This is a genomic window from Paenibacillus sp. MCAF9 (genome assembly GCF_052114265.1).
In the GTDB taxonomy this organism is placed as follows: domain Bacteria; phylum Bacillota; class Bacilli; order Paenibacillales; family Paenibacillaceae; genus Pristimantibacillus.
In genome coordinates this window covers 98,856-120,044 of the sequence record NZ_JBFREL010000006.1, presented here as the reverse complement: position 1 = coordinate 120,044, position 21,189 = coordinate 98,856, and the positions used below count along the sequence as shown (strand labels likewise).

The window sequence follows — 21,189 nt, the reverse complement described above, 5'->3', positions numbered from 1 at the left end:
TTAGTTTGCTGCGAATAAGCACCTATACGTTCTTATAGTTTACTATTTGGGAATGAGCAAGGTAGAGAAGCCTCTGTAAGCACGTATAGGTTCTTACAGCATGAAAGAAACCATGTTTAGCTGCCAATAAGCACCTATACGTTCTTATAGTTTACTATTTGGGAATGAGCAAGGTAGAGAAGCCTCTGTAAGCACGTATAGGTTCTTACAGCATGAAAGAAACCATGTTTAGCTGCCAATAAGCGCCTATACGTTCTTACAGTCTACTATTTGCGAATGAGCAAGCTAGAGAATCCGCTGTAAGAACACATAGGTTCTTACAGCATGAAAGAAGCCTTAGTTTGCTGCGAATAAGCACCTATACGTTCTTATAGTTTACTATTTGGGAATGAGCAAGGTAGAGAAGCCTTTGTAAGCACGTATAGGTTCTTACAGCATGAAAGAARCCATGGTTAGCTGCCTATAAGCGCCTATACGTTCTTACAGTCTACTATTTGCGAATGAGCAAGGTAGATAAGCCGCTGTAAGAACACATAGGTTCTTACAGCATGAAAGAAGCCTTAGTTTGCTGCGAATAAGCACCTATACGTTCTTATAGTTTACTATTAGCGAATGAGCAAGGTAGATAAGCCGCTGTAAGCACGTATAGGTTCTTACAGCATGAAAGAAACCATGGTTAGCTGCCAATAAGCACCTATATGTTCTTATAACCAATGCTTGGTGAATGAGCAAGGTAGAGAAGCCTCTGTAAGCACGTATAGGTTCTTACAGCATGAAAGAAACCATGGCTAGCTGCCAATAAGCGCCTATACGTTCTTACAGCCTACTATTTGCGAATGAGCAAGGTAGATAAGCCGCTGTAAGAACACATAGGTTCTTACAGCATGAAAGAAGCCTTAGTTTGCTGCCAATAAGCGCCTATATGTTCTTATTGCCTACTATTTGCGAATGAGCAAGGTAGATAAGGCGCTGTAAGCACGTATAGGTTCTTACAGCATGAATGAAGCCTTAGTTTGCTGCGAATAAGCACCTATACGTTCTTACAGCCAATGCTTGGTGAATGAGCAAGGGTGAGAAGCTGCATATCGTAAATGCTAACAACCCTCTAATGTACCTGTTAAAGTGAGGTAAATAAAAGAGTATGCAGCTGCTCTTGGTTTACTTTGTAGCATCGAATTCTCTGGGTGCCATTTCCTGCGGGCAACAAGGCTTGATTGAGAACCATACGGTGAAGCAGTTTTTGAGCTTCGCGTTTTTTGATTTTTAGAAGATCGATTACGTCAGTGGGCCGGATAGGATGCTGTAGTTGAGAAGCATAACGTAATACTTCCAACTGCAAGAATGCATCAGCGCTTGTATCTTGTTTATTGCCAATTAAGCTCCTACCCATAAATTGTTGGAGAAGCTGCTTACACATTCGCGGTTTTTCTTTTAGGTCATCATAGGAAAAACGCAATATTTTCCAACCGTCGAGCACTAGGTGGTTTTGACGCATTAATGAATCTGAAAACTGCCAGCGAGTGGTTTCTGAGGAATGAGTGCGAAATCCATCAATTTCGATCGCTAGCCGCAAGCCTGATTTTAAATATGCAAAGTCTAAAAAACGAGTGCCGTCTCGAAAATCAGCAATCTCAAACTCTGGAATAAGTCCCTCAAGTTGATGGAAGGCAGGATACCATACCTTTTCTAAAAATAATTTTTCAGCATGTCCATGTCCTTGCTCCAGCCTCCGTCTATTTTCTCCACTACTCTTTTTTAGATGAAGTTCCAGCCAACATTCATATACCGATTGAAACGACAAATTTATCATCCTCCTCCGGGAAATAAAAAAAACCGCATACTGCGGGAGAGAGATCTCCCGAGTAAGCGGTGTGCTTCACTGCTTCTATCTAATTAGAATGATAATCTAATTGACAATGTGGAACAAGTATCCATTCCAATTTTTTTTGTATTTTTAAAAAAAGCGGCCAGATTAATTAGTCGAAAATTATTTTAGCAATGACAAGTAATGGCGGGAACCTCAAAAAGAAACAAAAAGGTAGATTCAGCCTGACATAGGAGTGATCCCTCACAGGAGCAGTCCTAGGTTAATGAACTGTTAGCAAAATAGGACGAGCTAAAGATACAAGCCTCTGCAAAATTAAACGTAAAAGACTTGCCGTTTTTTATACCCCTACTCGACAAAAAAAGATACGTCATGCCGTCATGAATAGACAGACTTTGAAATAGGATTTTAATATACTAGTGTCAATCGTTCTCCCGGGTGCCGGCTGCAGGCCGTTTACCGCCAGTTGCAGGAAGGTGACCGAAGTGGCTGTTTATGTTGATGTTATGTTTTTGCGAGAGCTGCTCGTTGACGGTGCTATTCTATTAACTACTGCTTGGGCACGTCATCTTAAACCGAAGCCTTGGCGAGTATTATTGGCTTCTGCTGTCGGAGCTTGTTATGTCGTTTTAATGCTTTTTCCACAATTATCTTTTTTATTCACATTTGCAGTTAAGGTTGCTACGTCGTTATTGATTTTATGGATTGCTTTTGGCTTTGCCTCGATTCAGCACTATATGAGGAATGTTGCAGCGTTTTATGCGGTTAACTTTGTGGCTGCTGGAGCTGTGCTTGGACTTTATTATTTGTTCATGCAAGGGTCCCGTGAGGTTTGGAAAACGATGATGTTCGTAAACGGAAACATGCGTGTGGAGCTTAAGATGGGATTGTTTTATTTGATTGCTGCGTTATGTATCGGATTGTATATATACCGTGCCGTATTGACGCAAAAAAGAGAAAGGGAGCTGGTGCAAACTCATTTGGCAGAAGTGAAAATTATGATTGGAGAACGTATACAAACCTGCATAGGCCTGATCGACACCGGCAATCAGCTTTATGATCCACTTACACGGACACCGGTCATGGTAATGGAGGCATCCTTGTGGCAAGATGATTTACCTGAATCGTGGTTGAATAGCATACGAGATGCACAAGTGGATCGTCTTGTAGCGGGAATGGATGAGCACACCTTTGTTTGGCAAGATCGACTTCGTCTTGTACCATTCAGAGGTGTCAATCGAGGGTCACAGTTCATGCTAGCGATAAAGCCGGATGCGGTTGAAATTACTAGGGAAGGACAAGTTTTTGAAACGCGGAAGGTGCTTATCGGGCTTGACGGCGGTAAGTTAACGTCTGATGGGGCATATCGAGCCATTATCCATCCGTCTATGGTACAACAGTAACGAACGTATGCTCATACAAACGAGGAGGGATGGGCCAAATGCTCGTCAAGTACAAACTGATCCTTCAGTTATATTATTATCGTGTCATGTTTTTATTCGGATTAAAAAGTGAAGAAATTTATTATATTGGTGGCAGTGAGGCATTACCGCCTCCCCTAACACGTGAAGAGGAAGAATATTTGCTGGAAAAACTGCCTACCGGCGATACGGCTATTCGCGCAATGCTAATCGAACGTAATTTAAGGCTAGTCGTATACATCGCTCGTAAGTTTGAGAATACCGGCATTCATATTGAAGATCTCGTATCAATCGGCGCGATCGGTCTAATTAAGGCGGTTAACACGTTTGATCCTGAGAAAAAGATTAAGCTGGCCACCTACGCCTCGCGTTGTATTGAAAATGAAATATTGATGTACCTGCGCCGCAATAGTAAGACGCGCACCGAAGTGTCCTTTGATGAACCGCTTAACATCGACTGGGACGGCAATGAACTTCTTCTATCGGATGTGCTCGGAACGGAGAATGACACGATTTACCGTAACATTGAAGAGCAGGTAGATCGCAAGCTGCTTCACAAAGCGCTTGATAAGTTGTCAGAGCGTGAACGAATTATTATGGAGCTTCGCTTCGGTCTTGCCGACGGCGAGGAAAAAACACAAAAGGATGTTGCTGATCTTCTTGGCATTTCACAGTCCTATATTTCACGCCTTGAGAAGCGAATTATTAAAAGGCTTCGCAAAGAGTTTAACAAAATGGTTTAGATCCCGCATCCTGCTTGCAGTTGTCGAACGATGTCGCAAGAGGAATAAAAAGGACTCCTGAGGAGATAATGTACATTAATGTTTCTCCTTGGGAGGTAATCACGTTGACCCGAAATAAAGTCGAGATCTGTGGAGTGGATACCGCGAAACTGCCTGTCCTTAATAATGTCGAAATGAGAGAATTGTTTACGGCATTGCAAACCCGTAATGAGTGGGCAGCAAGAGAGAAATTAGTTAACGGTAATCTGCGGCTAGTGCTTAGCGTTATACAACGGTTTAACAATAGGGGAGAGTTTGTAGACGACTTATTCCAGGTTGGATGCATTGGACTTATGAAGGCGATAGATAATTTCGACCTTAGCCAAAATGTCAAATTTTCCACCTATGCCGTACCGATGATTATCGGGGAAATACGCCGTTACTTGCGTGACAACAACCCTATACGCGTATCACGCAGCTTGAGAGACATTGCCTACAAGGCGCTTCAAGTTAGGGATAGCTTGACGAACAAAAATTCACGCGAACCGACGATTTTTGAAATATCGGAAGCATTAAACGTTCCGAAGGAAGATGTCGTATTCGCTCTGGACGCCATTCAAGATCCTGTTTCATTGTTTGAACCGATCTACCATGACGGCGGCGATCCTATTTATGTTATGGACCAAATTAGTGACGAACGAAACAAAGACGTATCGTGGATCGAGGAAATCGCGCTTCGGGAAGCTATGCATAAGCTGAACGACCGTGAAAAAATGATTTTGTCGATGCGCTTTTTCGAAGGCAAGACGCAAATGGAGGTAGCCGATGAAATCGGCATCTCACAGGCACAGGTATCTCGTTTGGAAAAGTCGGCTATTCAGCAAATGCAAAAGCATGTAAAAACATAAAAAACGGTGCCGAGAGGCACCGTTTTTTATGTTTATGTGATTTATTGAAGAGGACTAACCAATAATCATCAACCAAAAAGATAAGACACTGATGATCAGACAAAGCGGAGAGTAAACATACGTATCCATCCGTGCAAAATGTGTGTTTCGAATCGTTTTGAATAACCCGACAGCACGAAATTCACCAACTGCTCTAGCCAAAAAAACAATAGCAAGTGCCCAGCCTGCAATGGAGGGCAGCGATGTTGATCCGATGACAGGGATAATATCAGCAAACATAAGAATGAATGCGGCGCCCGCAAAGAAAAGTATTGCAACAGCTGCCGTTCCGACAGGACGAGGTTTAAAAAGAGGCTGAGATGTGTAATTCTTTGTCGGGACAGCAATGGAGATTCCATGCCGACCGCCTAACACCCAATATATATGTATCGCGCCGATGACGAACAACACCGTACTAATGAGCGCTGCTAATAACAATTGCATCACATATCCCTCCGTGTCATGTATGTTTTTTTTCAATAAACGGCATGAGCAGGTCAATCTGCTTCTGGGTTTCTTCCGGATTGAGAGTACGATGTTTATTTCGTTCGTACCATCCCAAGTAATAACTGTATAAGAGTTCAGATCTATTCTTTGCCTCATGTTCTAATAATTCACACGCTATGAGCAAGCCGCTCATATAATCCAAGCGCTGCTGCTCAATTTGCTGAAGCAGCTCAGCATACGCAGGCGATGCCTTTCCTAATTTTCGGAAATGATAAATAAAATCTTTTCCTGCTATCGTGCTGAACATGACGCTGAGCAGCTGGTGTACCTTTTGCTTCGGTTCTAATGAATCATGCTGCTGAATATGAGCGATGATTGATGTGGTTGTTTGTTCATGCCAGTAATGAATAATACGATCAATATACAAAATACGATTTTTAAAATACCAATAAAAGCTGGTTTTACTGCTGTTTAACTGCTTAGCGAGCTGTTCGATAACGAGAGCTTCGACACCCCCTTCAGCAAATTTTTGCAATCCAAGCTTGATCCAATCGAGTTCCGTTGCGACGATTTTTGGCATGATATGCTCCTTATTCGATCCTCTGATATTCTTTTATTGTACGCTATCGTACATAAAAATCAAATTTTGAAATAAGAGGCTCCTTTTCATGATAAGAAGGACATTTTGGGCGATTTCCACATATAGTTATAGGAGAGACAAACGGGTGATCACTCTACTTGAAAAGTGGTGAGCGGAAATGAAAATATCTGATTTTCAAACAAAGGACGTTATTAATATTGTGGACGGAAAAAAGCTAGGTCAAATAACGGATTTGGAGCTTGATCTGCGGCAAGGTCGGATCGATTCTATTGTGGTGCCGCAGTATACTAAGTTTTTGGGGATGTTTGGCGGTGGCGGCACGGAAGTCGTTATTCCATGGCGCAATATTGTGAAAATTGGGGCAGATGTTGTGCTCGTTCGAATGGATGACACGAAACAGCTTCGTTCCGAGGAAGAAGATTTGCACGCTCGCTCATAAAACGCTAAACTGTGACTATACCAGCAAAGCAGATTTGCTCTGCAAACCAAAGCTTATGCTTACGAAGTAGGTTTGCTCTGCAAACCAAAGCTTATGCTTACGAAGTAGGTTTGCTCTGCAAACCTTTAAGAGGTGAACAAATGGAAGCTTTTAAACATAATCAATCAGCGAAGGGACCTTCGCTTTTTTTATTGTCTGAATGGGAATTACATTATGATCGTTTGAACGCGGGGTTTACAGGACGTCAAGGCGGGGTTAGCGAAGGCCACTTTTCATCGTTAAACATGGGCTTGCACGTCAAGGATAAAGATGCCGCGGTTATATCGAACAGGCGATTGCTGACCGATGCTATCGGCTGGCCTTTTGAAGCATGGACTTGTGCTGAACAGGTGCATGGGAACCGGATATGGCAAGTGACTGAAGCAGATAAAGGCAAGGGTAGAAATAGTCTGGACGATGTGCTCAGGGATTGTGATGCTATCATGACTAACGTCCCTGGGGTGCTGCTGACTTCTTTTTACGCAGATTGTGTCCCATTGTATTTCTATGATCCAGAGCATGATGCGGTGGCGCTTGCCCATGCCGGTTGGAAGGGAACCGTCCAGCAGATCGCTATTGAAACGGTACGAGCAATGGAGCAAGCATATGGAACCGACCCTAAAGCGCTTGTGGCAGCGATAGGGCCTTCTATAGGAGGCTGCTGCTATGAGGTGGATGGTCCAGTCATAGAGCAAGTACAGGCGCTTTTGACTGATCTGAGCTTGACGCCAGAAGAAGCGGAATCAATGCTTAAGCAAACCGAGGATGGCAAAGCGAACTTAGACTTGAAAGAAATAAACCGACAGATTATGATAAAAGCAGGAATTTTGCCGATACGTATCGAATTAACAGAGTGGTGCACTGGATGCAGACGGGATTTATTTTTTTCTCATCGCAAAGAAGGTGGCTTAACCGGCCGAATGGCCAGTTGGATCGGCATTCGGGAGAGGTGAAACATGTCATTCACATTAGAGAATAGAATTGAGCTTGTGGAAGAGCGAATTAAGAAAGCCTGCGAGCGTGCCGGGCGCAGCAGAGATGAAGTTCAAATTATTGCTGTTACGAAATATGTTTCTTTAGATACTACGAAGGCTGCCCTAGGGCAAGGCTTGCTTCATTTGGGTGAAAATCGTTGGCAGGACGCGCAGGCGAAGTGGGAAGCGATAAGCGGCAGTGACGATCTAGCAGCAGAGGATCAGCCTATCTGGCATTTTATCGGTTCATTGCAAACGAATAAGGTGAAGGACGTCATTGGGAAGTTTACATACATGCATTCGTTGGACAGGCTATCGCTTGCTGAAGCCATAAATAAGCGTGCTTCCCAGCTTGGGATTATCGTTCCTTGCTTTATTCAAGTAAATGTATCTGGGGAAGATTCCAAGCAAGGCATTAATCCAAACGAGCTCTTTCCCTTTGTGGAGCAGCTTGCTAAGTTTAATTCGATCAAGCCAATTGGTTTGATGACGATGGCTCCTTATGAAGCCGAACCAGAGCAAACGAGACCCGTCTTTAGAGCATTGCGAGAGCTGAGGGATGAATTAGAGCGGCGCTCGGAACATCCAAACACCATCACCCAGTTATCAATGGGCATGTCGAATGATTTTGAGGTTGCCATCGAAGAAGGAGCGACATGGATTCGCCTTGGTACGATATTAGTAGGGAAAGAGGAGGAATAGGGATGAGCGTCATGAACCGCTTTATGAGTTTTCTTGGCTTGCAAGATGAAGAAGAAGTTGTAGAGAGAGAACGTGTTGTACAGCAGGAAGAACAAGAAGCTGAAACTTCTCCCTTCGAGGCACGTAAAAACACGAAGAGCAATAATGTCGTCAGCATTCATTCACAGAAGAATGTCCGGGTAGTGCTTAGTGAGCCAAGGTCTTATGATGAAGCGCAAGAAATTGCTGATCATCTACGTTCACGACGTGCAGTAATCGTGAATCTTCAACGTGTTCGCAACGATCTTGCTGTTCGAATTGTTGATTTTCTAAGCGGTACCGTGTACGCTTTAGGCGGAAGCATCTCTAAGCTAGGACCCAATATTTTTCTTTGTACGCCGGATTCAGTCGAAATTCAAGGTGCTATAACGGAAATGCTGGCGGAGGAGAACGACTACAACAAAATGAGGTGACCTTGAGTTAATGGATGAAGTTTATAGTATTGTGATGCTGGTACAAAAAATTTACACGTTTATGATCATTGGTTATGTGCTGCTATCTTGGTTGCCTAACGCTCGTGAAAGCTTTATCGGCGTATTTCTAGGTAAGCTGGTTGAGCCATACTTAGGTATTTTCAGAAAGTTTATTCCGCCAATCGGAGGCATGCTGGATCTTTCGCCAATCCTTGCCGTGTTCGCTTTGCAATTTGTAGCGTATGGCCTGATTGCAGTAATCGGATTTTTTATTTGATTAAAGGAATGAGTTTATATGAAACAAGGAATATACGATCATTTCCATCCCGATGAGAAACCTTTCGTAGATCGGGCGGAGGAATGGATAGAGCGGTCCGCACAGCAGCATGAGCTGAAGCGGACCGATTTTTTAGACCCAAGACAAGCACAAATATTGACTATTTTGGCAAATCGCAACCCTGATGTTAATGTCCGGTTTGACGGCGGTTATGATCAAGCTGAGCGTAGACGAGCCATTATAGGTCCAGATTATCGAAATTTGGATGACGAAAATGCTGGCATATCTGTTCTTGTAGTTAATGGACCGGGACAAGCCCAAATGGAATTAGATCATGGTGATTTTTTAGGAGCACTGCTTGGACTTGGTATAAAACGTGACCGAATTGGTGACATACATGTGCATGATCATTTTTGTCATATCATTGTTATGGATGAAATTGCGGATTACTTGAATATCCATCTAAGACAGGTTCATCGGATTAATGTGCTGACAGACGTACTTCCACTATCTGAGCTTCAGACGGCTTTGGTTAAGCTGGAGGAAATGAGTTTGTCAGTTGCTTCTATGCGATTGGACGGGATTGCGAGCGATGTTTATCGCATAAGCAGATCCAAAATCGTTGATCCGATTCGAGCAGGAAGATGCAGGGTGAATTGGAAATCGGAAGAAGACCCATCCGAGCAGCTTCGAGCAGGTGACGTTGTGTCATTCAAAGGACTTGGCCGATTTAAAGTACTAGAGGTGGATGGCGTGACAAAAAAAGGCAGAATTCGAGTAAAGATCGGCAAATTTATTTGAATGATTGCAGGAATTTTCCTGTAGTTGTCGAATTATTCTCATCAAATCGTGTATTTTCGGTTACGAATGTTCCAAATACCATAAGGAGGTGCCCCAATGCCGTTATCGCCATTGGACATACATAACAAAGAGTTTGGTCGGAGATTGCGTGGCTACGATGAGGATGAAGTTAATGAATTTCTAGATCAGGTCATCAAAGACTATGAATCGCTCATTCGTGAAAATAAAGAAATGCAAAACCAAGTATTAGGCTTGCAGGAGAGATTGAATCATTTTACGAATATCGAAGAAACGCTTAGCAAAACGATTATAGTTGCACAAGAAGCAGCCGATGAAGTAAGAAACAATGCGAAGAAGGAAGCACAGTTGATCATTAAGGAATCAGAGAAAAACGCTGATCGAATTATTAATGATTCACTTGCCAAGTCTCGAAAGGTTTCTCTTGAGGTGGAAGAGCTTAAAAAACAAGCTTCCGTTTATCGTGCTCGTTTCCGTACACTTGTAGAAGCTCAGCTTGAACTGCTTTCCGTAGATGGTTGGGATACGCTGGAGCCACATGTTAGACAAACCGAGCATGAATTGACTCGCGGCTAGTTTTTTTAACAACAGGCGAAATGCCATTTGACATTTAGCCTGTTGTTAAGCTATAACTAATAGTAAATAATTGATGATCTAAACTTCGTTGATGAGAACAAGTACGTTTTGAGTTCACTCCTCAGAGAGCCGGCGGCAGCTGAAAGCCCGGTGTGTGAGCTATTGCGGAATATCCTCTCTGAGAAGCGGTGCTGAACCTGCGTAAGCAGCAGTAAGTGCTGACGGCTGTCCCCCGTTACAGGGAACGCGAATATTATGTTCGCGACTAAGGTGCCGCATGAAGCACAGCTGAACGTAGCTGTCTGCTCTCATTAACTTGTTGCTGGATTTCAGCAGCAGTGCGGAACAAGGGTGGTAACGCGACTAAGCCTCGTCCCTTCTCATAGGGATGAGGCTTTATTTTTGTTTAAATTAGGAGGCTGAAGCGATGCAACGCGTAGACGTTAAGGAACGTGCCCGCACCCGTGAGCTGCGAGTGCTGGAGCAATGGAAAACAGATGAAACGTTTAAAAAATCAATAGCAAACCGGGAAGGCAAGCCGAATTTTGTGTTTTATGAAGGGCCGCCTACCGCTAATGGAGCACCCCATATCGGTCATGTACTTGGCCGCGTAATTAAAGATTTTATTTGCCGCTACAAGACAATGGCAGGATACCGTGTTATCCGTAAAGCAGGATGGGATACGCATGGTCTACCGGTTGAGCTTGGAGTTGAGAAGCAGCTAGGCATCTCCGGCAAGCAGGAAATCGAAGAATACGGTGTAGAGAAGTTTGTGAAAAAATGCAAAGACAGCGTTTTTGAATACGAGAAGCAGTGGCGTGAGCTGACAGAAGGCATCGCGTATTGGACGGATTTAGACAATCCATATATCACGCTTAAAAACGAGTACATCGAGAGTGTATGGCATATTTTATCGTCAATCCACGGAAAAGGTCTGCTGTACCGCGGTCATCGCGTAAGTCCTTATTGCCCGGATTGTCAAACGACGCTTAGCTCACACGAGGTTGCTCAAGGTTATGAAGATGTTAAGGATCTAAGCGCAACAGCGAAGTTTAAGCTAGTAGAATCGGGAGAATTCGTTCTCGCTTGGACAACTACGCCGTGGACGCTTCCTGCAAATGTGGCGTTAGCCGTAAATCCAGAGCTTGATTATATCCGTGCTTCCAAAAACGGTGAAGTGTATATCGTTGCTCAAAATCTAGCGGAGAGCGTTCTTAAAGAAGATTACGAAGTTCTATCCGTATTGAAAGGCGCTGAACTTATTGGTCTTAGCTACGAGCCGCCATTCCAATACGTTACCCTAGAAAAAGGCCACATCGTTATTGCAGGCGATTTCGTTAGCGACACTAGCGGTACGGGTATCGTTCATATCGCACCAGCACATGGTGAGGATGACTACCGAGTTTCACGCGACAACGGAATCAGCATGCTGAGTGTTGTTGATTTGGCTGGTCGCTATACGTCAGAGGTTACTGACTTTGCAGGACGTTTCGTGAAAGACGCTGAGCTTGATATTGACATCGTCAAAAACCTTAGTGAACGCGGTCTTCTTTACTCGAAGGAGCGCTACGAGCATAGCTATCCATTCTGCTGGCGCTGCAAAACGCCGCTCATCTACTATGCGATGGAAAGCTGGTTTATTAAAACAACAGCGGTTAAGGATCAGTTGATCGCCAACAACAACAGCGTTGATTGGTATCCTGGCCACATCCGTGAAGGACGCTTTGGTAAGTTTTTGGAGGATTTGGTGGATTGGAACATCAGCCGCAACCGTTACTGGGGCACGCCGCTTAATGTTTGGGTCTGCGATGTAACAGGCAAGGAGTATTCACCAAGCAGTATTGCTGATCTGCGTGCGATGGCTACCTGCGATGTGCCAGAAAACATTGAGCTTCATAAACCGTATGTGGATGATATTAAGCTGAAATCACCTTTCGCTGAGGGTGCTGAAATGACGCGAACACCTGAAGTTATCGATGTATGGTTCGACAGCGGTTCGATGCCGTTCGCTCAGCATCATCATCCGTTTGAGAACGAGCAGCAATTCGCTGAGCAATATCCAGCAGACATTATCTGTGAGGGTATTGACCAAACGCGCGGCTGGTTCTACAGCTTGCTTGCAGTTTCTACGCTGTATAATGGCAAAGCGCCATATAAAGCGGTTATCTCGACTGGCCATATTTTGGATGAGAACGGTCAAAAGATGTCCAAATCTAAGGGCAATGTAATCGACCCTTGGGAAATCATCAACGAATATGGAACGGACGCATTCCGCTGGGCATTGCTTGCAGACAGCGCGCCATGGAACAGCAAACGCTTCTCACGCGGCATTGTTGGCGAAGCGAAATCGAAAGTCATTGATACCATCGTAAATACACATGCGTTTTTTGCGTTATATGCTTCAATCGATGGCTTTGACTACACAGCGCATGAAGAGATCAAATCAGACAACAAGCTGGATCGCTGGATCATTTCACGTCTGAACAGCTTGATTAATACAGTGAACAAGGGTCTTGAAGTAAATGATTTCCTGAATCCAGCTAAATCGATTGAGGTTTTCGTTGACGAACTGAGCAACTGGTATATCCGCCGTTCACGTGATCGTTTCTGGGGAAGCGGGCTTACAGATGATAAATTAGCCGCTTATCAAACTTTGCGCAGCGTATTGCTTACCCTCTCGCGTCTGATCGCTCCTTATGCACCTTTGCTTGCAGAGGATGTATTCGGAAACCTTGGCGGAGCAGGCAGCGTTCATTTGGCTGATTATCCGAAAGCGGATGAAACGCTTATTGATGAGACGTTGGAGCGCGATATGGAAAGTGCAAAACAAATCGTTGAGCTTGCTCGCAACGTTCGGAACGAAACGGGAATCAAAACGCGCCAGCCTTTGTCGGAGCTAATCGTATCGCTTGATCGTGATTTCAACGTAGCAGACTACGAGGATATCGTGAAGGATGAAATAAATGTAAAAGCTATTACCGTACAAAATTCAGACAGTGGATTTGTTGACTTCACCCTTAAGCTGAATCTTAAAATTGCCGGTAAAAAATACGGTAAAAACGTTGGACCTATTCAAGGTCAGCTAAAAGGACTATCAGCAGAACAAACTCGAAACATCGTAAATGGCGGAAGCTTCGACTTCACAAGTGCAGAAGGCGAACAGCTGTCGATCACTGTTGATGAGCTGTTAGTTGAGAAGCAAGCGAAGTCAGGTTTCGCATCTGCATCAGGCAACGGTGTTACTGTAGCGCTGAATACGGATATTACAGCTGAGCTTGAGCAAGAGGGCTGGGTTCGTGAAGTGATTCGCGCCGTTCAGGATACACGCAAAAAGCTCGATCTGCCAATTGAGAAGCGCATCGATTTAGTACTTGATGTTGATGCTGAGCTCAAAGCGGCGCTGGATGCGTTCGCACAAGTGCTTCAAGACAACGTGCTTGTTCAAACCGTTACTTATGGTGATGAGCCGGGGATGGAGAAAGTTGTGCTTGGCGAAAAAGAAATAGGGATTTTCATCCGCGGATAAGGTTATAGTATAAAGGAAATTAACAAGCGAAAAAAACGAGGCCGTCGCCTTCCGACAGCTGCAGCAAACGACTGAATGGTCGCGATGCTTGCAATGTCCGGCAGGTCAGGCCTCGTTTTATTGTTTGACAAAGGGGATGCCTCGTATGAATACAAATAACCCGGAACAGCCGAAAAATTTGAACGAGTTACAAACTTCGTTAAGCAAGCTTGATAAACGACTGCAAACTATTGCTACCGAAATGGAACATACCCAAATAGCGGACTACATTGATCTGTTAAACCGACCATGGACAATGATTTGGAAAAATCTCCTGGCTGGTACTGCCAGAGGTGTAGGAATCGCAATTGGCTTTACCTTTTTTGCTGCGACCATTCTTTATGTTCTGCGTATATTAGGAGCGTTAAACTTACCGATAATCGGCGACTATATCGCAGATATTGTCCGAATTGTCCAAATTCAGCTCGAAGGAAAAGTTTATTGATTATAAGTGTTGATCCTCAAGATCAGCTTCTAATCCATGATCGCCTTCATCCGACTCCAAGTAATTTTTATATTCTCGGTTGCGGATGACGGACACATGACGCCCTGTAATGTCGGTCGCAAGAAAGCTTTCAATGGATTCAACGAAACCGTCATTCTCGAAAGCTTCAATGCCTACATGCTCATAATCGGCCACATCTCGATTCTCAGATGTGGCAGGTGAATCAGCGTTGCCCCATTGCTCAACAATTTGCCAAGCATCCTCGCCATCAAAACCGTTGTAGGAATCATGCTCATCCATGCTGGTTCGACCAAATGGCGGATCGAGAAATAATTCTTCAACTGGCCTGCGCAGGGATAAATGCTGTCTTGGTGCATGTTCAATGCAGTAAAGCGTATCAGGCACGGCATCCAAACGCTCAAGCGGGATAGGTTCATTGCATGTTTTACAAATGCCGTATGTTCCATCAGCAATCGCGGTTAGCGCAGCCTCAATGCGATTCAGATGCAATTCCTCTTGTTCATGAAGGGCTACATCTTTCTCGCGTTCATAAAGCTCAGTAGCGACATCACCTGGATGATTATCGATTGTAGATAGTTCTCCGGTATTGTCACGCAACGAATTCGCTAAGCCATAATGATCGTTTTCTGAGAAACGTTTTTCAATTTCGCGCTGCTCGTCCAATAATCTGGCTTGCAGCAGCTGAATATGAGCAGTGTTTGGCTTTGTCATTTTGAGCACCCTCCTTAGCAGGGAACATAATTGCAGTATTAGCTTTTGCTGAAATACGGTTTTTCAGTATGGTCTTCAATGGAAGAACAGCAGGCGGGTGCTGGCTCTTATTTAGCTCCGTATGCTACAATTGATTAGCAAACTTTCAGAAATGCGCTGGCTTTTCACATCTAGCCTGAAGTGCTTTTGAATGGAAACGCTGCTTTACAAAAAATTAGGAGTGATTCGATGCGTTTTTATTATTACTGGGTAGCGGTATTAGTGTTAGTCCTTGATTTTGTAACAAAGAAATTAATTGAGACAAAATTGGAGATCGGGGATCAAATTAGCATTATCGGTAATTTTTTTCTCATCACTTCGCATCGAAATCGCGGTGCTGCATTTGGCATCTTGCAAGAGCAAAGACTGTTTTTTATCATTATTACCGTTATCATTGTTTTGGGTATCATTTGGTACATACAGGCATCGAGAAAATCAGCTAAGCCTTGGCTGCTAGTAGGACTCGGACTAGTTCTTGGCGGCGCAATTGGCAACTTTCTCGATCGCGCGCGTTATGGTGAGGTTGTCGACTTTCTGCAGTTTAACTTCGGCAGCTATGGCTTCCCAATATTCAACGTAGCGGATTCAGCGATTGTCTGTGGTGTAGCATTAATTCTAATTGACACCTTGTTATCGGCTAGAGATGACAAGAAACGTTTGCAAAATGGAGAGGACAAGGATCAAAACAATCATGAGCAGCAACCTGTATAATGAAGAACCGTTGGAATGGATCGTAGAGGCGGAGCAATCCGGCGAACGAGTAGATAAGTTTGTAACAGACAGTATTGACGATCAAGGCGTATCCCGAACCCAGGTTCAGGAATGGATCAAAGCAGGGGCCGTACAGGTCGATGACAAAGTGGCAAAAGCGAATCTGAAGGTAGCAGAGGGCAATCGTGTCGTTCTGATTATCCCAGAGCCTGAAGAGGCGGCCATTGTCCCTGAGAACATTCCGCTTGAAGTTATCTATGAGGATTCAGACTTGATTGTTATTAATAAAAAGCGCGGAATGGTCGTTCATCCTGCACCTGGTCATTCTTCAGGCACGCTTGTTAATGCGCTGATGTATCACTGCAAGGACTTGTCCGGCATTAACGGCTTGATCCGTCCGGGCATTGTTCACCGCATAGATAAGGACACAACAGGTTTGTTAATGGCTGCCAAAAACGATCTGGCGCATATCTCGCTTGCTGAGCAGCTTAAGGAGCATACGGTAACGCGGAAATATATCGCACTTGTGCACGGCAATTTGCCGCATGACCAAGGTACAATTGATGCGCCTATCGGACGTGACCTGAATGACAGGAAGCTGTTTACGGTAACCGAGCACAATAGCAGACATGCAGTAACACATTTTCACGTATTGGAGCGCTTAGGCGATTACACGATTGTAGAGCTTCAGCTAGAGACGGGACGTACCCATCAAATTCGTGTGCATATGAAATATATCGGTCATCCGCTTGCGGGAGATCCGGTTTACGGCCGCAACAAGACTGTAGCCTTAAAAGGACAAGCTTTGCATGCTACGCTGCTTGGCTTTACACATCCGCGCAGCGGCGAGCGGCTGGAGTTCGAAATGCCTTTGCCGGCAGACTTCGAAAATGTATTAAGCAGCTTGCGTTCAAGGTAATAGTGCAATAGTGCAAACTTTTCACCACATTATTCATTATTTCAAGCACATAAGTACGTTATTCTAATCAATAACAACTGAAGTAAATGAATATAAGGATAGGTGACGTGAAATGACTTCCATTAACCAAAATTACTTGGAGCTGCAAGGCAGCTACTTGTTTTCTGAAATTGCAAAACGCCGTACTAAATTCATTCAAGAAAATCCAAATGCTGAAATCATCAGCTTAGGAATTGGTGATGTTACGCGGGGTTTGCCGGATTCGGTTCTGAATGCTATGCACAGTGCAGTGGACGAGCTTGCAGCTCCAGGTTCATTCCGTGGATACGGACCTGAGCAGGGCTACGATTTTCTAATAAATGCAATTATCGAAAATGACTATAAAGCACGCGGCATTGACATTGCAACAAATGAAGTGTTTGTAAGTGATGGTTCCAAATGCGATGTCGGCAATATACAAGAAATTTTCAGCGAGAATAGTATCGTTGCAGTACAAGATCCGGTTTATCCAGTCTACGTCGATACGAACGTCATGGCTGGCCGCTCAGGCAAATACAATCAAGATACAAAGCGCTATGAGAACATTGCGTATTTGGAGTGTACAGCTGAAAATGATTTCAAGCCTAGCCTTCCTGATCGTAAAGTAGACATTATTTACTTGTGCTATCCGAACAATCCAACTGGCATGACGCTTACGAAAGAAGAGCTTAAAGTATGGGTTGACTATGCGAAAGCAAACAACTGCATCATTCTTTATGACTCCGCATACGAAGCATTTATTCAGGAAGAAGATGTTCCGCACAGCATTTACGAAATCGAAGGCGCGCGTGAAGTAGCCATCGAATTCCGCAGCTTCTCCAAAACAGCAGGTTTTACTGGTGTTCGCTGTGCCTACACAGTTGTGCCGCGTGAGCTGAAAGGTCTTGACGCTTCAGGCAATGAAGTGTTGATCAATGATTTGTGGAATCGCCGCCATACGACAAAGTTTAACGGCGTATCATACGTTACACAACGTGGAGCAGCTGCTATCTATTCAGAAGAGGGCAAAGCGCAAATCAAATCATTGGTTGACTATTACATGAAAAATGCAGCAATTATCCGTGACGGCCTTGCGTCCATCGGTCTTGAGGTATTTGGCGGAGTAAACGCTCCTTATATTTGGCTGAAAACACCGAACGGCATGGATTCATGGTCATTCTTCGATAAGCTTCTTACAGAAGCAAACATCGTTGGAACGCCAGGTGTAGGCTTCGGCCAAAGCGGTCAAGGCTATTTCCGCCTTACAGCATTCGGAAGCCTTGAGAATACTCAAAAAGCAGTTGAAAGAATTCGTAAATTAAGCCTGTAACAAATAATCGCTATCCTTGCATAGTTTATCAGGATTGGTCCACACTAAGTTGAAGCGGAAATAATCGTTTTTACTTGACATCTTTTGTCGAACGTGGGATAATTCCTATGATATACATCAGTACCTTTAACTCAGTCCAGAGAGGCTGGCAAGGTAGCGTGAATAACAGGTCTATAGAAGAGAGGAATAGGACAGCTTTATGCACTGCTTTCTGTGACGAGAGCTCTGCTTGCTTGCACCTATCTCTTTAAGCCTTATCACAAGCTCCTTGCGAAATTCGCAAGGAGCTTTTTGTCGCAACCTGGCAGTTTTGGACGGTTATGGAAGGAGTCAGCGGAAATGACGGAAGAAGAGCATTTAGTCATCATGGATGAAACGGCGATTCGCCGCGCATTAACGCGAATTGCTCATGAAATTGTGGAGAAGAACAAGGGAATCGACAACTGTGTGATTGTAGGCATTCGCACAAGAGGGATCTACCTTGCTCGGCGCATTGCAGAGCGCATCGGTGAAATTGAAGGAAAGCCTGTTCCTGTGAGCGAGCTTGATATTACTCAATACCGTGATGATCGCAAAGCAATCATATCTGCAGACATGGAAATAGCAGCAGCAATTGGCGATACCGACGGCATACCCTTTACGGTTCAAGACAAGCGCATTATTTTGTTCGATGACGTATTGTACACGGGCCGCACGATTCGCGCTGCAATGGACGCGCTTATGGATTGCGGAAGGCCGCAAAGCATTCAACTCGCCGTCCTTGTAGACAGAGGACATCGCGAACTGCCGATTCGACCAGATTTTGTAGGCAAGAACGTCCCAAGCTCTAAGCAAGAGCAAATCGATGTGGCTCTTACCGAAATCGATCAAATCGACCAAGTGACCATTATTAATCAGAGGGGGCAAGCCGGATGACCATCACACAGCTTAAACAACGGAGTTTGCTCGGATTAAAAGATTTAAGCCAAGAAGAGATTGAATCGATACTAGATCGTGCTGCTTATTGGGAGAATCATTCAAACAAAGTGCACACGACGATGCAAGGCAGATTTGCAGCCAATATGTTTTTCGAGAACAGCACTCGTACTCGCTTTTCATTCGAAGTAGCAGAGAAACGACTAGGTACAGAAGTGCTGAATTTCTCCGCTGCGGTTTCAAGTGTACAAAAGGGCGAGTCAATCTACGATACTGTACGCACACTTGAATCAATGGGAATTGACGTTGGCATCATTCGCTTAAAGCCGATCGGCGTTCTTGCAGAACTGGCAACGAAGATCAAGGTGCCGCTTATCAATGCCGGTGATGGCAATAACGAGCACCCGACACAAGCGCTGCTGGATATGTACACGATGCGCAAGCATTTTGGACAACTCAAAGGCTTAACGGTCTCGATTGTTGGAGATGTGCTGCATAGCCGCGTTGCAAGATCGAATCTATGGGCTTTGCAAAAATTCGGAGTTAATGTGAACTTTTGCTCACCGCCCAATATGCAAGCCTCTGAACTTGACGTCTCTTATGTCTCTATAGATGAAGCATTAAAATCAGATGTTGTCATGATGCTGCGCGTCCAGTTGGAACGCCATGAAAGCGGAATGCTGAACTCTGCTGAAAGTTACCGCGAGCATTACGGCTTGACGGTAGAGAGAGCCAGCAAGCTGGCTAATCACGCGATCATTATGCATCCTGCTCCAATCAACCGCAACGTAGAAATAGACGATGAACTGGTTGAGCATCCACAATCTCGTATTTTCCCGCAAATGGAAAACGGGGTTCCTATCCGCATGGCGGTAGTAGAGCGTGCGCTTAGCTAACTTTAGCAACATAGATCTAAATCCGGAGGGTGAAACGACAATGTCATTATGGATTATAAACGGTAACGTATGGAATGAAACTTCGGGCAGCTTAGAAAGTAAGCATATTCGGATTGAAAATAACAAGATCGAAGCTATTATAGACGGTTCCGAGTCAGTAGATACAGGAAGCGCAGAAGTCGTTGATGCAAAGGGCAAGCTGGTATCGCCAGGCTTTATCGATATGCACGTTCATTTGCGCGATCCGGGCTTTGAATATAAAGAAGATATCGCAACAGGCACACGCTCTGCGGCAAAAGGCGGATTCACAACGATTGCATGTATGCCTAACACTCGTCCTGTAACGGATACTGCTGAAACGGTACGCTACATTACGAACAAGGCGGCTCAAGTCGGCGTTGTCAAAGTATTGCCATACGCATCCATCACTAAAAACGAGCTTGGCCGCGAATTGACGGATTTTGCTTCATTAAAAGAAGCGGGTGCAATTGGCTTTACGGATGACGGTGTAGGTGTCCAGAACGCGCAAATGATGAAAAACGCGATGGCGCTTGCTCATTCCATGGATATGCCGATCATCGCTCACTGCGAAGATGATTCATTGGTTGAAGGCGCTTGGGCATCGGAAGGCGAGTTTTCCCGCAAGCACGGCTTGAAAGCTATCCCAAATGAATCCGAAGCGATTCATGTAGGCAGAGACGTACTATTGGCGGAAGCGACGGGCGTTCATTATCATGTATGTCACGTTAGCACGGAACAATCGGTACGGTTAATTCGCCTAGCTAAGCAAATCGGAGTTCGCGTTACTGCTGAGGTTTGCCCGCATCACTTGCTGCTGTCTGATGAGGATATTCCGGGCCTTGATGATGCAAATTGGAAAATGAATCCTCCGCTTCGTACGCCGCGTGACGTTCAAGCGGTTATCGAAGCGATTGAAGACGGAACGATCGATATGGTCGTTACGGACCATGCACCGCATAGCGCGGAAGAGAAAGCTCGCGGCGTTCAACTTGCACCTTTTGGCATCGTTGGCTTCGAGACAGCTTTCCCGCTCTTGTACACAAAATTTGTTCAAACCGGCAAGTGGACGCTTGGCTTCCTGCTTCAGCGCATGACTGCGGATCCGGCACGTGTTTTCCGGCTTCCAACGGGGCGTTTAGAGCAAGGCGCTCCCGCTGATATTACAATCGTTGATTTGGATAATGAGCGTTCGGTTGATCCGAGCACATTCGCATCCAAAAGCAACAACACGCCATTCGGCGGCTGGAAGCTTAGCGGCTGGCCTGTGACAACGATCGTTGACGGCGCAGTTGTTTGGTCAGAATAAATAACTTTTACTAACTAAAGCCAATATATGGGGACAATCAACACCTGAGGA

Annotated in this window: 22 protein-coding genes and 1 other annotated feature; of the genes, 18 read left to right on the top strand and 4 right to left on the bottom strand. The window is 44.7% G+C overall.

Features of this window, described 5'->3' with window-relative positions; all coding sequences use genetic code 11:
* Window positions 1-1,117: 1,117 nt before the first annotated feature.
* Complete coding sequence (locus AB4Z45_RS12815) at window positions 1,118-1,801, bottom strand: DNA-binding response regulator (protein ID WP_441909668.1); 684 nt, start codon at window positions 1,799-1,801, stop codon at window positions 1,118-1,120.
* A gap of 509 nt (window positions 1,802-2,310) precedes the next feature.
* Here AB4Z45_RS12815 and spoIIGA point away from each other — a divergent pair.
* From spoIIGA to sigG, 3 genes are all read left to right on the top strand, one after another.
* Window positions 2,311-3,228 carry a sigma-E processing peptidase SpoIIGA gene (spoIIGA, locus tag AB4Z45_RS12810; protein WP_441909666.1) on the top strand — a complete coding sequence of 306 codons (918 nt, stop codon included), beginning with the start codon at window positions 2,311-2,313 and terminating at the stop codon, window positions 3,226-3,228.
* Between the two features lie 38 nt (window positions 3,229-3,266).
* Window positions 3,267-3,989 (top strand): RNA polymerase sporulation sigma factor SigE, encoded by a 723-nt coding sequence (sigE, locus tag AB4Z45_RS12805; RefSeq protein ID WP_054027973.1) that lies wholly within the window; start codon window positions 3,267-3,269, stop codon window positions 3,987-3,989.
* Between the two features lie 104 nt (window positions 3,990-4,093).
* Complete coding sequence (gene sigG / locus AB4Z45_RS12800) at window positions 4,094-4,876, top strand: RNA polymerase sporulation sigma factor SigG (RefSeq protein ID WP_054027974.1); 783 nt, start codon at window positions 4,094-4,096, stop codon at window positions 4,874-4,876.
* Window positions 4,877-4,930: 54 nt separating this feature from the next.
* Here the strand turns inward: sigG and AB4Z45_RS12795 are convergent, their stop codons facing one another.
* Together AB4Z45_RS12795 and AB4Z45_RS12790 are read right to left on the bottom strand one after the other, a co-directional pair.
* Window positions 4,931-5,359 (bottom strand): DUF3995 domain-containing protein, encoded by a 429-nt coding sequence (locus tag AB4Z45_RS12795; RefSeq protein WP_441909664.1) that lies wholly within the window; start codon window positions 5,357-5,359, stop codon window positions 4,931-4,933.
* A gap of 16 nt (window positions 5,360-5,375) precedes the next feature.
* Entirely contained in the window at window positions 5,376-5,942 is a 567-nt protein-coding gene (locus AB4Z45_RS12790) for a TetR/AcrR family transcriptional regulator (protein WP_441909662.1), read from the bottom strand.
* A 178-nt stretch (window positions 5,943-6,120) separates the two neighbouring features.
* On the opposite strand from AB4Z45_RS12790, the gene AB4Z45_RS12785 reads away from it, so the two are divergent.
* From AB4Z45_RS12785 to AB4Z45_RS12745, 9 genes are all read left to right on the top strand, one after another.
* Window positions 6,121-6,402, top strand: a complete 282-nt coding sequence (locus AB4Z45_RS12785) for a YlmC/YmxH family sporulation protein (protein WP_076268170.1) — start codon at window positions 6,121-6,123, stop codon at window positions 6,400-6,402.
* Window positions 6,403-6,542: 140 nt separating this feature from the next.
* Complete coding sequence (gene pgeF, locus AB4Z45_RS12780; protein ID WP_441909660.1) at window positions 6,543-7,394, top strand: peptidoglycan editing factor PgeF; 852 nt, start codon at window positions 6,543-6,545, stop codon at window positions 7,392-7,394.
* A gap of 3 nt (window positions 7,395-7,397) precedes the next feature.
* On the top strand, window positions 7,398-8,117 hold the full coding sequence (locus AB4Z45_RS12775; RefSeq protein WP_441909659.1) for a YggS family pyridoxal phosphate-dependent enzyme: 720 nt from the start codon (window positions 7,398-7,400) through the stop codon (window positions 8,115-8,117).
* Window positions 8,118-8,119: 2 nt separating this feature from the next.
* The gene (locus tag AB4Z45_RS12770; RefSeq protein ID WP_053375511.1) at window positions 8,120-8,569 is read left to right on the top strand and encodes a cell division protein SepF; all 450 of its coding nucleotides are present in this window, start codon (window positions 8,120-8,122) and stop codon (window positions 8,567-8,569) included.
* Between the two features lie 10 nt (window positions 8,570-8,579).
* Entirely contained in the window at window positions 8,580-8,846 is a 267-nt protein-coding gene (locus tag AB4Z45_RS12765; RefSeq protein ID WP_054027981.1) for a YggT family protein, read from the top strand.
* Window positions 8,847-8,864: 18 nt separating this feature from the next.
* A complete protein-coding gene (locus tag AB4Z45_RS12760; protein WP_441909658.1) occupies window positions 8,865-9,647 on the top strand; it encodes an RNA-binding protein in 783 nt (260 codons plus the stop codon).
* A 96-nt stretch (window positions 9,648-9,743) separates the two neighbouring features.
* On the top strand, window positions 9,744-10,241 hold the full coding sequence (locus AB4Z45_RS12755; protein WP_076268175.1) for a DivIVA domain-containing protein: 498 nt from the start codon (window positions 9,744-9,746) through the stop codon (window positions 10,239-10,241).
* A 79-nt stretch (window positions 10,242-10,320) separates the two neighbouring features.
* Window positions 10,321-10,622: a binding site (T-box leader), on the top strand.
* A gap of 46 nt (window positions 10,623-10,668) precedes the next feature.
* Window positions 10,669-13,767: an isoleucine--tRNA ligase gene (gene ileS, locus AB4Z45_RS12750; RefSeq protein WP_441909656.1), complete on the top strand. Its 3,099-nt coding sequence runs from the start codon at window positions 10,669-10,671 to the stop codon at window positions 13,765-13,767.
* Between the two features lie 145 nt (window positions 13,768-13,912).
* The gene (locus tag AB4Z45_RS12745; protein ID WP_256710892.1) at window positions 13,913-14,251 is read left to right on the top strand and encodes a DUF5665 domain-containing protein; all 339 of its coding nucleotides are present in this window, start codon (window positions 13,913-13,915) and stop codon (window positions 14,249-14,251) included.
* Here the strand turns inward: AB4Z45_RS12745 and AB4Z45_RS12740 are convergent, their stop codons facing one another.
* Window positions 14,252-14,983 carry a TraR/DksA C4-type zinc finger protein gene (locus AB4Z45_RS12740; RefSeq protein WP_441909654.1) on the bottom strand — a complete coding sequence of 244 codons (732 nt, stop codon included), beginning with the start codon at window positions 14,981-14,983 and terminating at the stop codon, window positions 14,252-14,254.
* Window positions 14,984-15,211: 228 nt separating this feature from the next.
* On the opposite strand from AB4Z45_RS12740, the gene lspA reads away from it, so the two are divergent.
* From lspA to AB4Z45_RS12710, 6 genes are all read left to right on the top strand, one after another.
* Entirely contained in the window at window positions 15,212-15,733 is a 522-nt protein-coding gene (gene lspA, locus AB4Z45_RS12735) for a signal peptidase II (protein WP_441909652.1), read from the top strand.
* Complete coding sequence (locus tag AB4Z45_RS12730; RefSeq protein ID WP_441909651.1) at window positions 15,714-16,652, top strand: RluA family pseudouridine synthase; 939 nt, start codon at window positions 15,714-15,716, stop codon at window positions 16,650-16,652. Before lspA ends, AB4Z45_RS12730 begins: the two co-directional genes overlap by 20 nt.
* Before the next feature lie 112 nt (window positions 16,653-16,764).
* A complete protein-coding gene (locus AB4Z45_RS12725; protein WP_339208739.1) occupies window positions 16,765-18,000 on the top strand; it encodes an LL-diaminopimelate aminotransferase in 1,236 nt (411 codons plus the stop codon).
* A gap of 339 nt (window positions 18,001-18,339) precedes the next feature.
* Window positions 18,340-18,915, top strand: a complete 576-nt coding sequence (pyrR, locus tag AB4Z45_RS12720) for a bifunctional pyr operon transcriptional regulator/uracil phosphoribosyltransferase PyrR (protein ID WP_441909650.1) — start codon at window positions 18,340-18,342, stop codon at window positions 18,913-18,915.
* Window positions 18,912-19,811: an aspartate carbamoyltransferase catalytic subunit gene (locus tag AB4Z45_RS12715; protein WP_076268183.1), complete on the top strand. Its 900-nt coding sequence runs from the start codon at window positions 18,912-18,914 to the stop codon at window positions 19,809-19,811. Before pyrR ends, AB4Z45_RS12715 begins: the two co-directional genes overlap by 4 nt.
* Window positions 19,812-19,851: 40 nt before the next feature.
* Window positions 19,852-21,138 (top strand): dihydroorotase, encoded by a 1,287-nt coding sequence (locus AB4Z45_RS12710; RefSeq protein ID WP_441909648.1) that lies wholly within the window; start codon window positions 19,852-19,854, stop codon window positions 21,136-21,138.
* Window positions 21,139-21,189 lie beyond the last annotated feature (51 nt).

Coding starts and splice junctions, on each gene's coding strand:
- AB4Z45_RS12770 (WP_053375511.1), top strand. CDS start 8,120: ATGAGCGTCATGAACCGCTTTATGAGTTTTCTTGGCTTGCAAGATGAA.
- AB4Z45_RS12730 (WP_441909651.1), top strand. CDS start 15,714: ATGAGCAGCAACCTGTATAATGAAGAACCGTTGGAATGGATCGTAGAG.
- AB4Z45_RS12715 (WP_076268183.1), top strand. CDS start 18,912: ATGACCATCACACAGCTTAAACAACGGAGTTTGCTCGGATTAAAAGAT.
- AB4Z45_RS12710 (WP_441909648.1), top strand. CDS start 19,852: ATGTCATTATGGATTATAAACGGTAACGTATGGAATGAAACTTCGGGC.
- AB4Z45_RS12725 (WP_339208739.1), top strand. CDS start 16,765: ATGACTTCCATTAACCAAAATTACTTGGAGCTGCAAGGCAGCTACTTG.
- AB4Z45_RS12785 (WP_076268170.1), top strand. CDS start 6,121: ATGAAAATATCTGATTTTCAAACAAAGGACGTTATTAATATTGTGGAC.
- pyrR (WP_441909650.1), top strand. CDS start 18,340: ATGACGGAAGAAGAGCATTTAGTCATCATGGATGAAACGGCGATTCGC.
- AB4Z45_RS12795 (WP_441909664.1), bottom strand. CDS start 5,359: ATGCAATTGTTATTAGCAGCGCTCATTAGTACGGTGTTGTTCGTCATC.
- ileS (WP_441909656.1), top strand. CDS start 10,669: ATGCAACGCGTAGACGTTAAGGAACGTGCCCGCACCCGTGAGCTGCGA.
- AB4Z45_RS12760 (WP_441909658.1), top strand. CDS start 8,865: ATGAAACAAGGAATATACGATCATTTCCATCCCGATGAGAAACCTTTC.
- AB4Z45_RS12755 (WP_076268175.1), top strand. CDS start 9,744: ATGCCGTTATCGCCATTGGACATACATAACAAAGAGTTTGGTCGGAGA.
- sigE (WP_054027973.1), top strand. CDS start 3,267: ATGCTCGTCAAGTACAAACTGATCCTTCAGTTATATTATTATCGTGTC.
- AB4Z45_RS12740 (WP_441909654.1), bottom strand. CDS start 14,983: ATGACAAAGCCAAACACTGCTCATATTCAGCTGCTGCAAGCCAGATTA.
- AB4Z45_RS12790 (WP_441909662.1), bottom strand. CDS start 5,942: ATGCCAAAAATCGTCGCAACGGAACTCGATTGGATCAAGCTTGGATTG.
- AB4Z45_RS12775 (WP_441909659.1), top strand. CDS start 7,398: ATGTCATTCACATTAGAGAATAGAATTGAGCTTGTGGAAGAGCGAATT.
- AB4Z45_RS12765 (WP_054027981.1), top strand. CDS start 8,580: ATGGATGAAGTTTATAGTATTGTGATGCTGGTACAAAAAATTTACACG.
- pgeF (WP_441909660.1), top strand. CDS start 6,543: ATGGAAGCTTTTAAACATAATCAATCAGCGAAGGGACCTTCGCTTTTT.
- AB4Z45_RS12745 (WP_256710892.1), top strand. CDS start 13,913: ATGAATACAAATAACCCGGAACAGCCGAAAAATTTGAACGAGTTACAA.
- lspA (WP_441909652.1), top strand. CDS start 15,212: ATGCGTTTTTATTATTACTGGGTAGCGGTATTAGTGTTAGTCCTTGAT.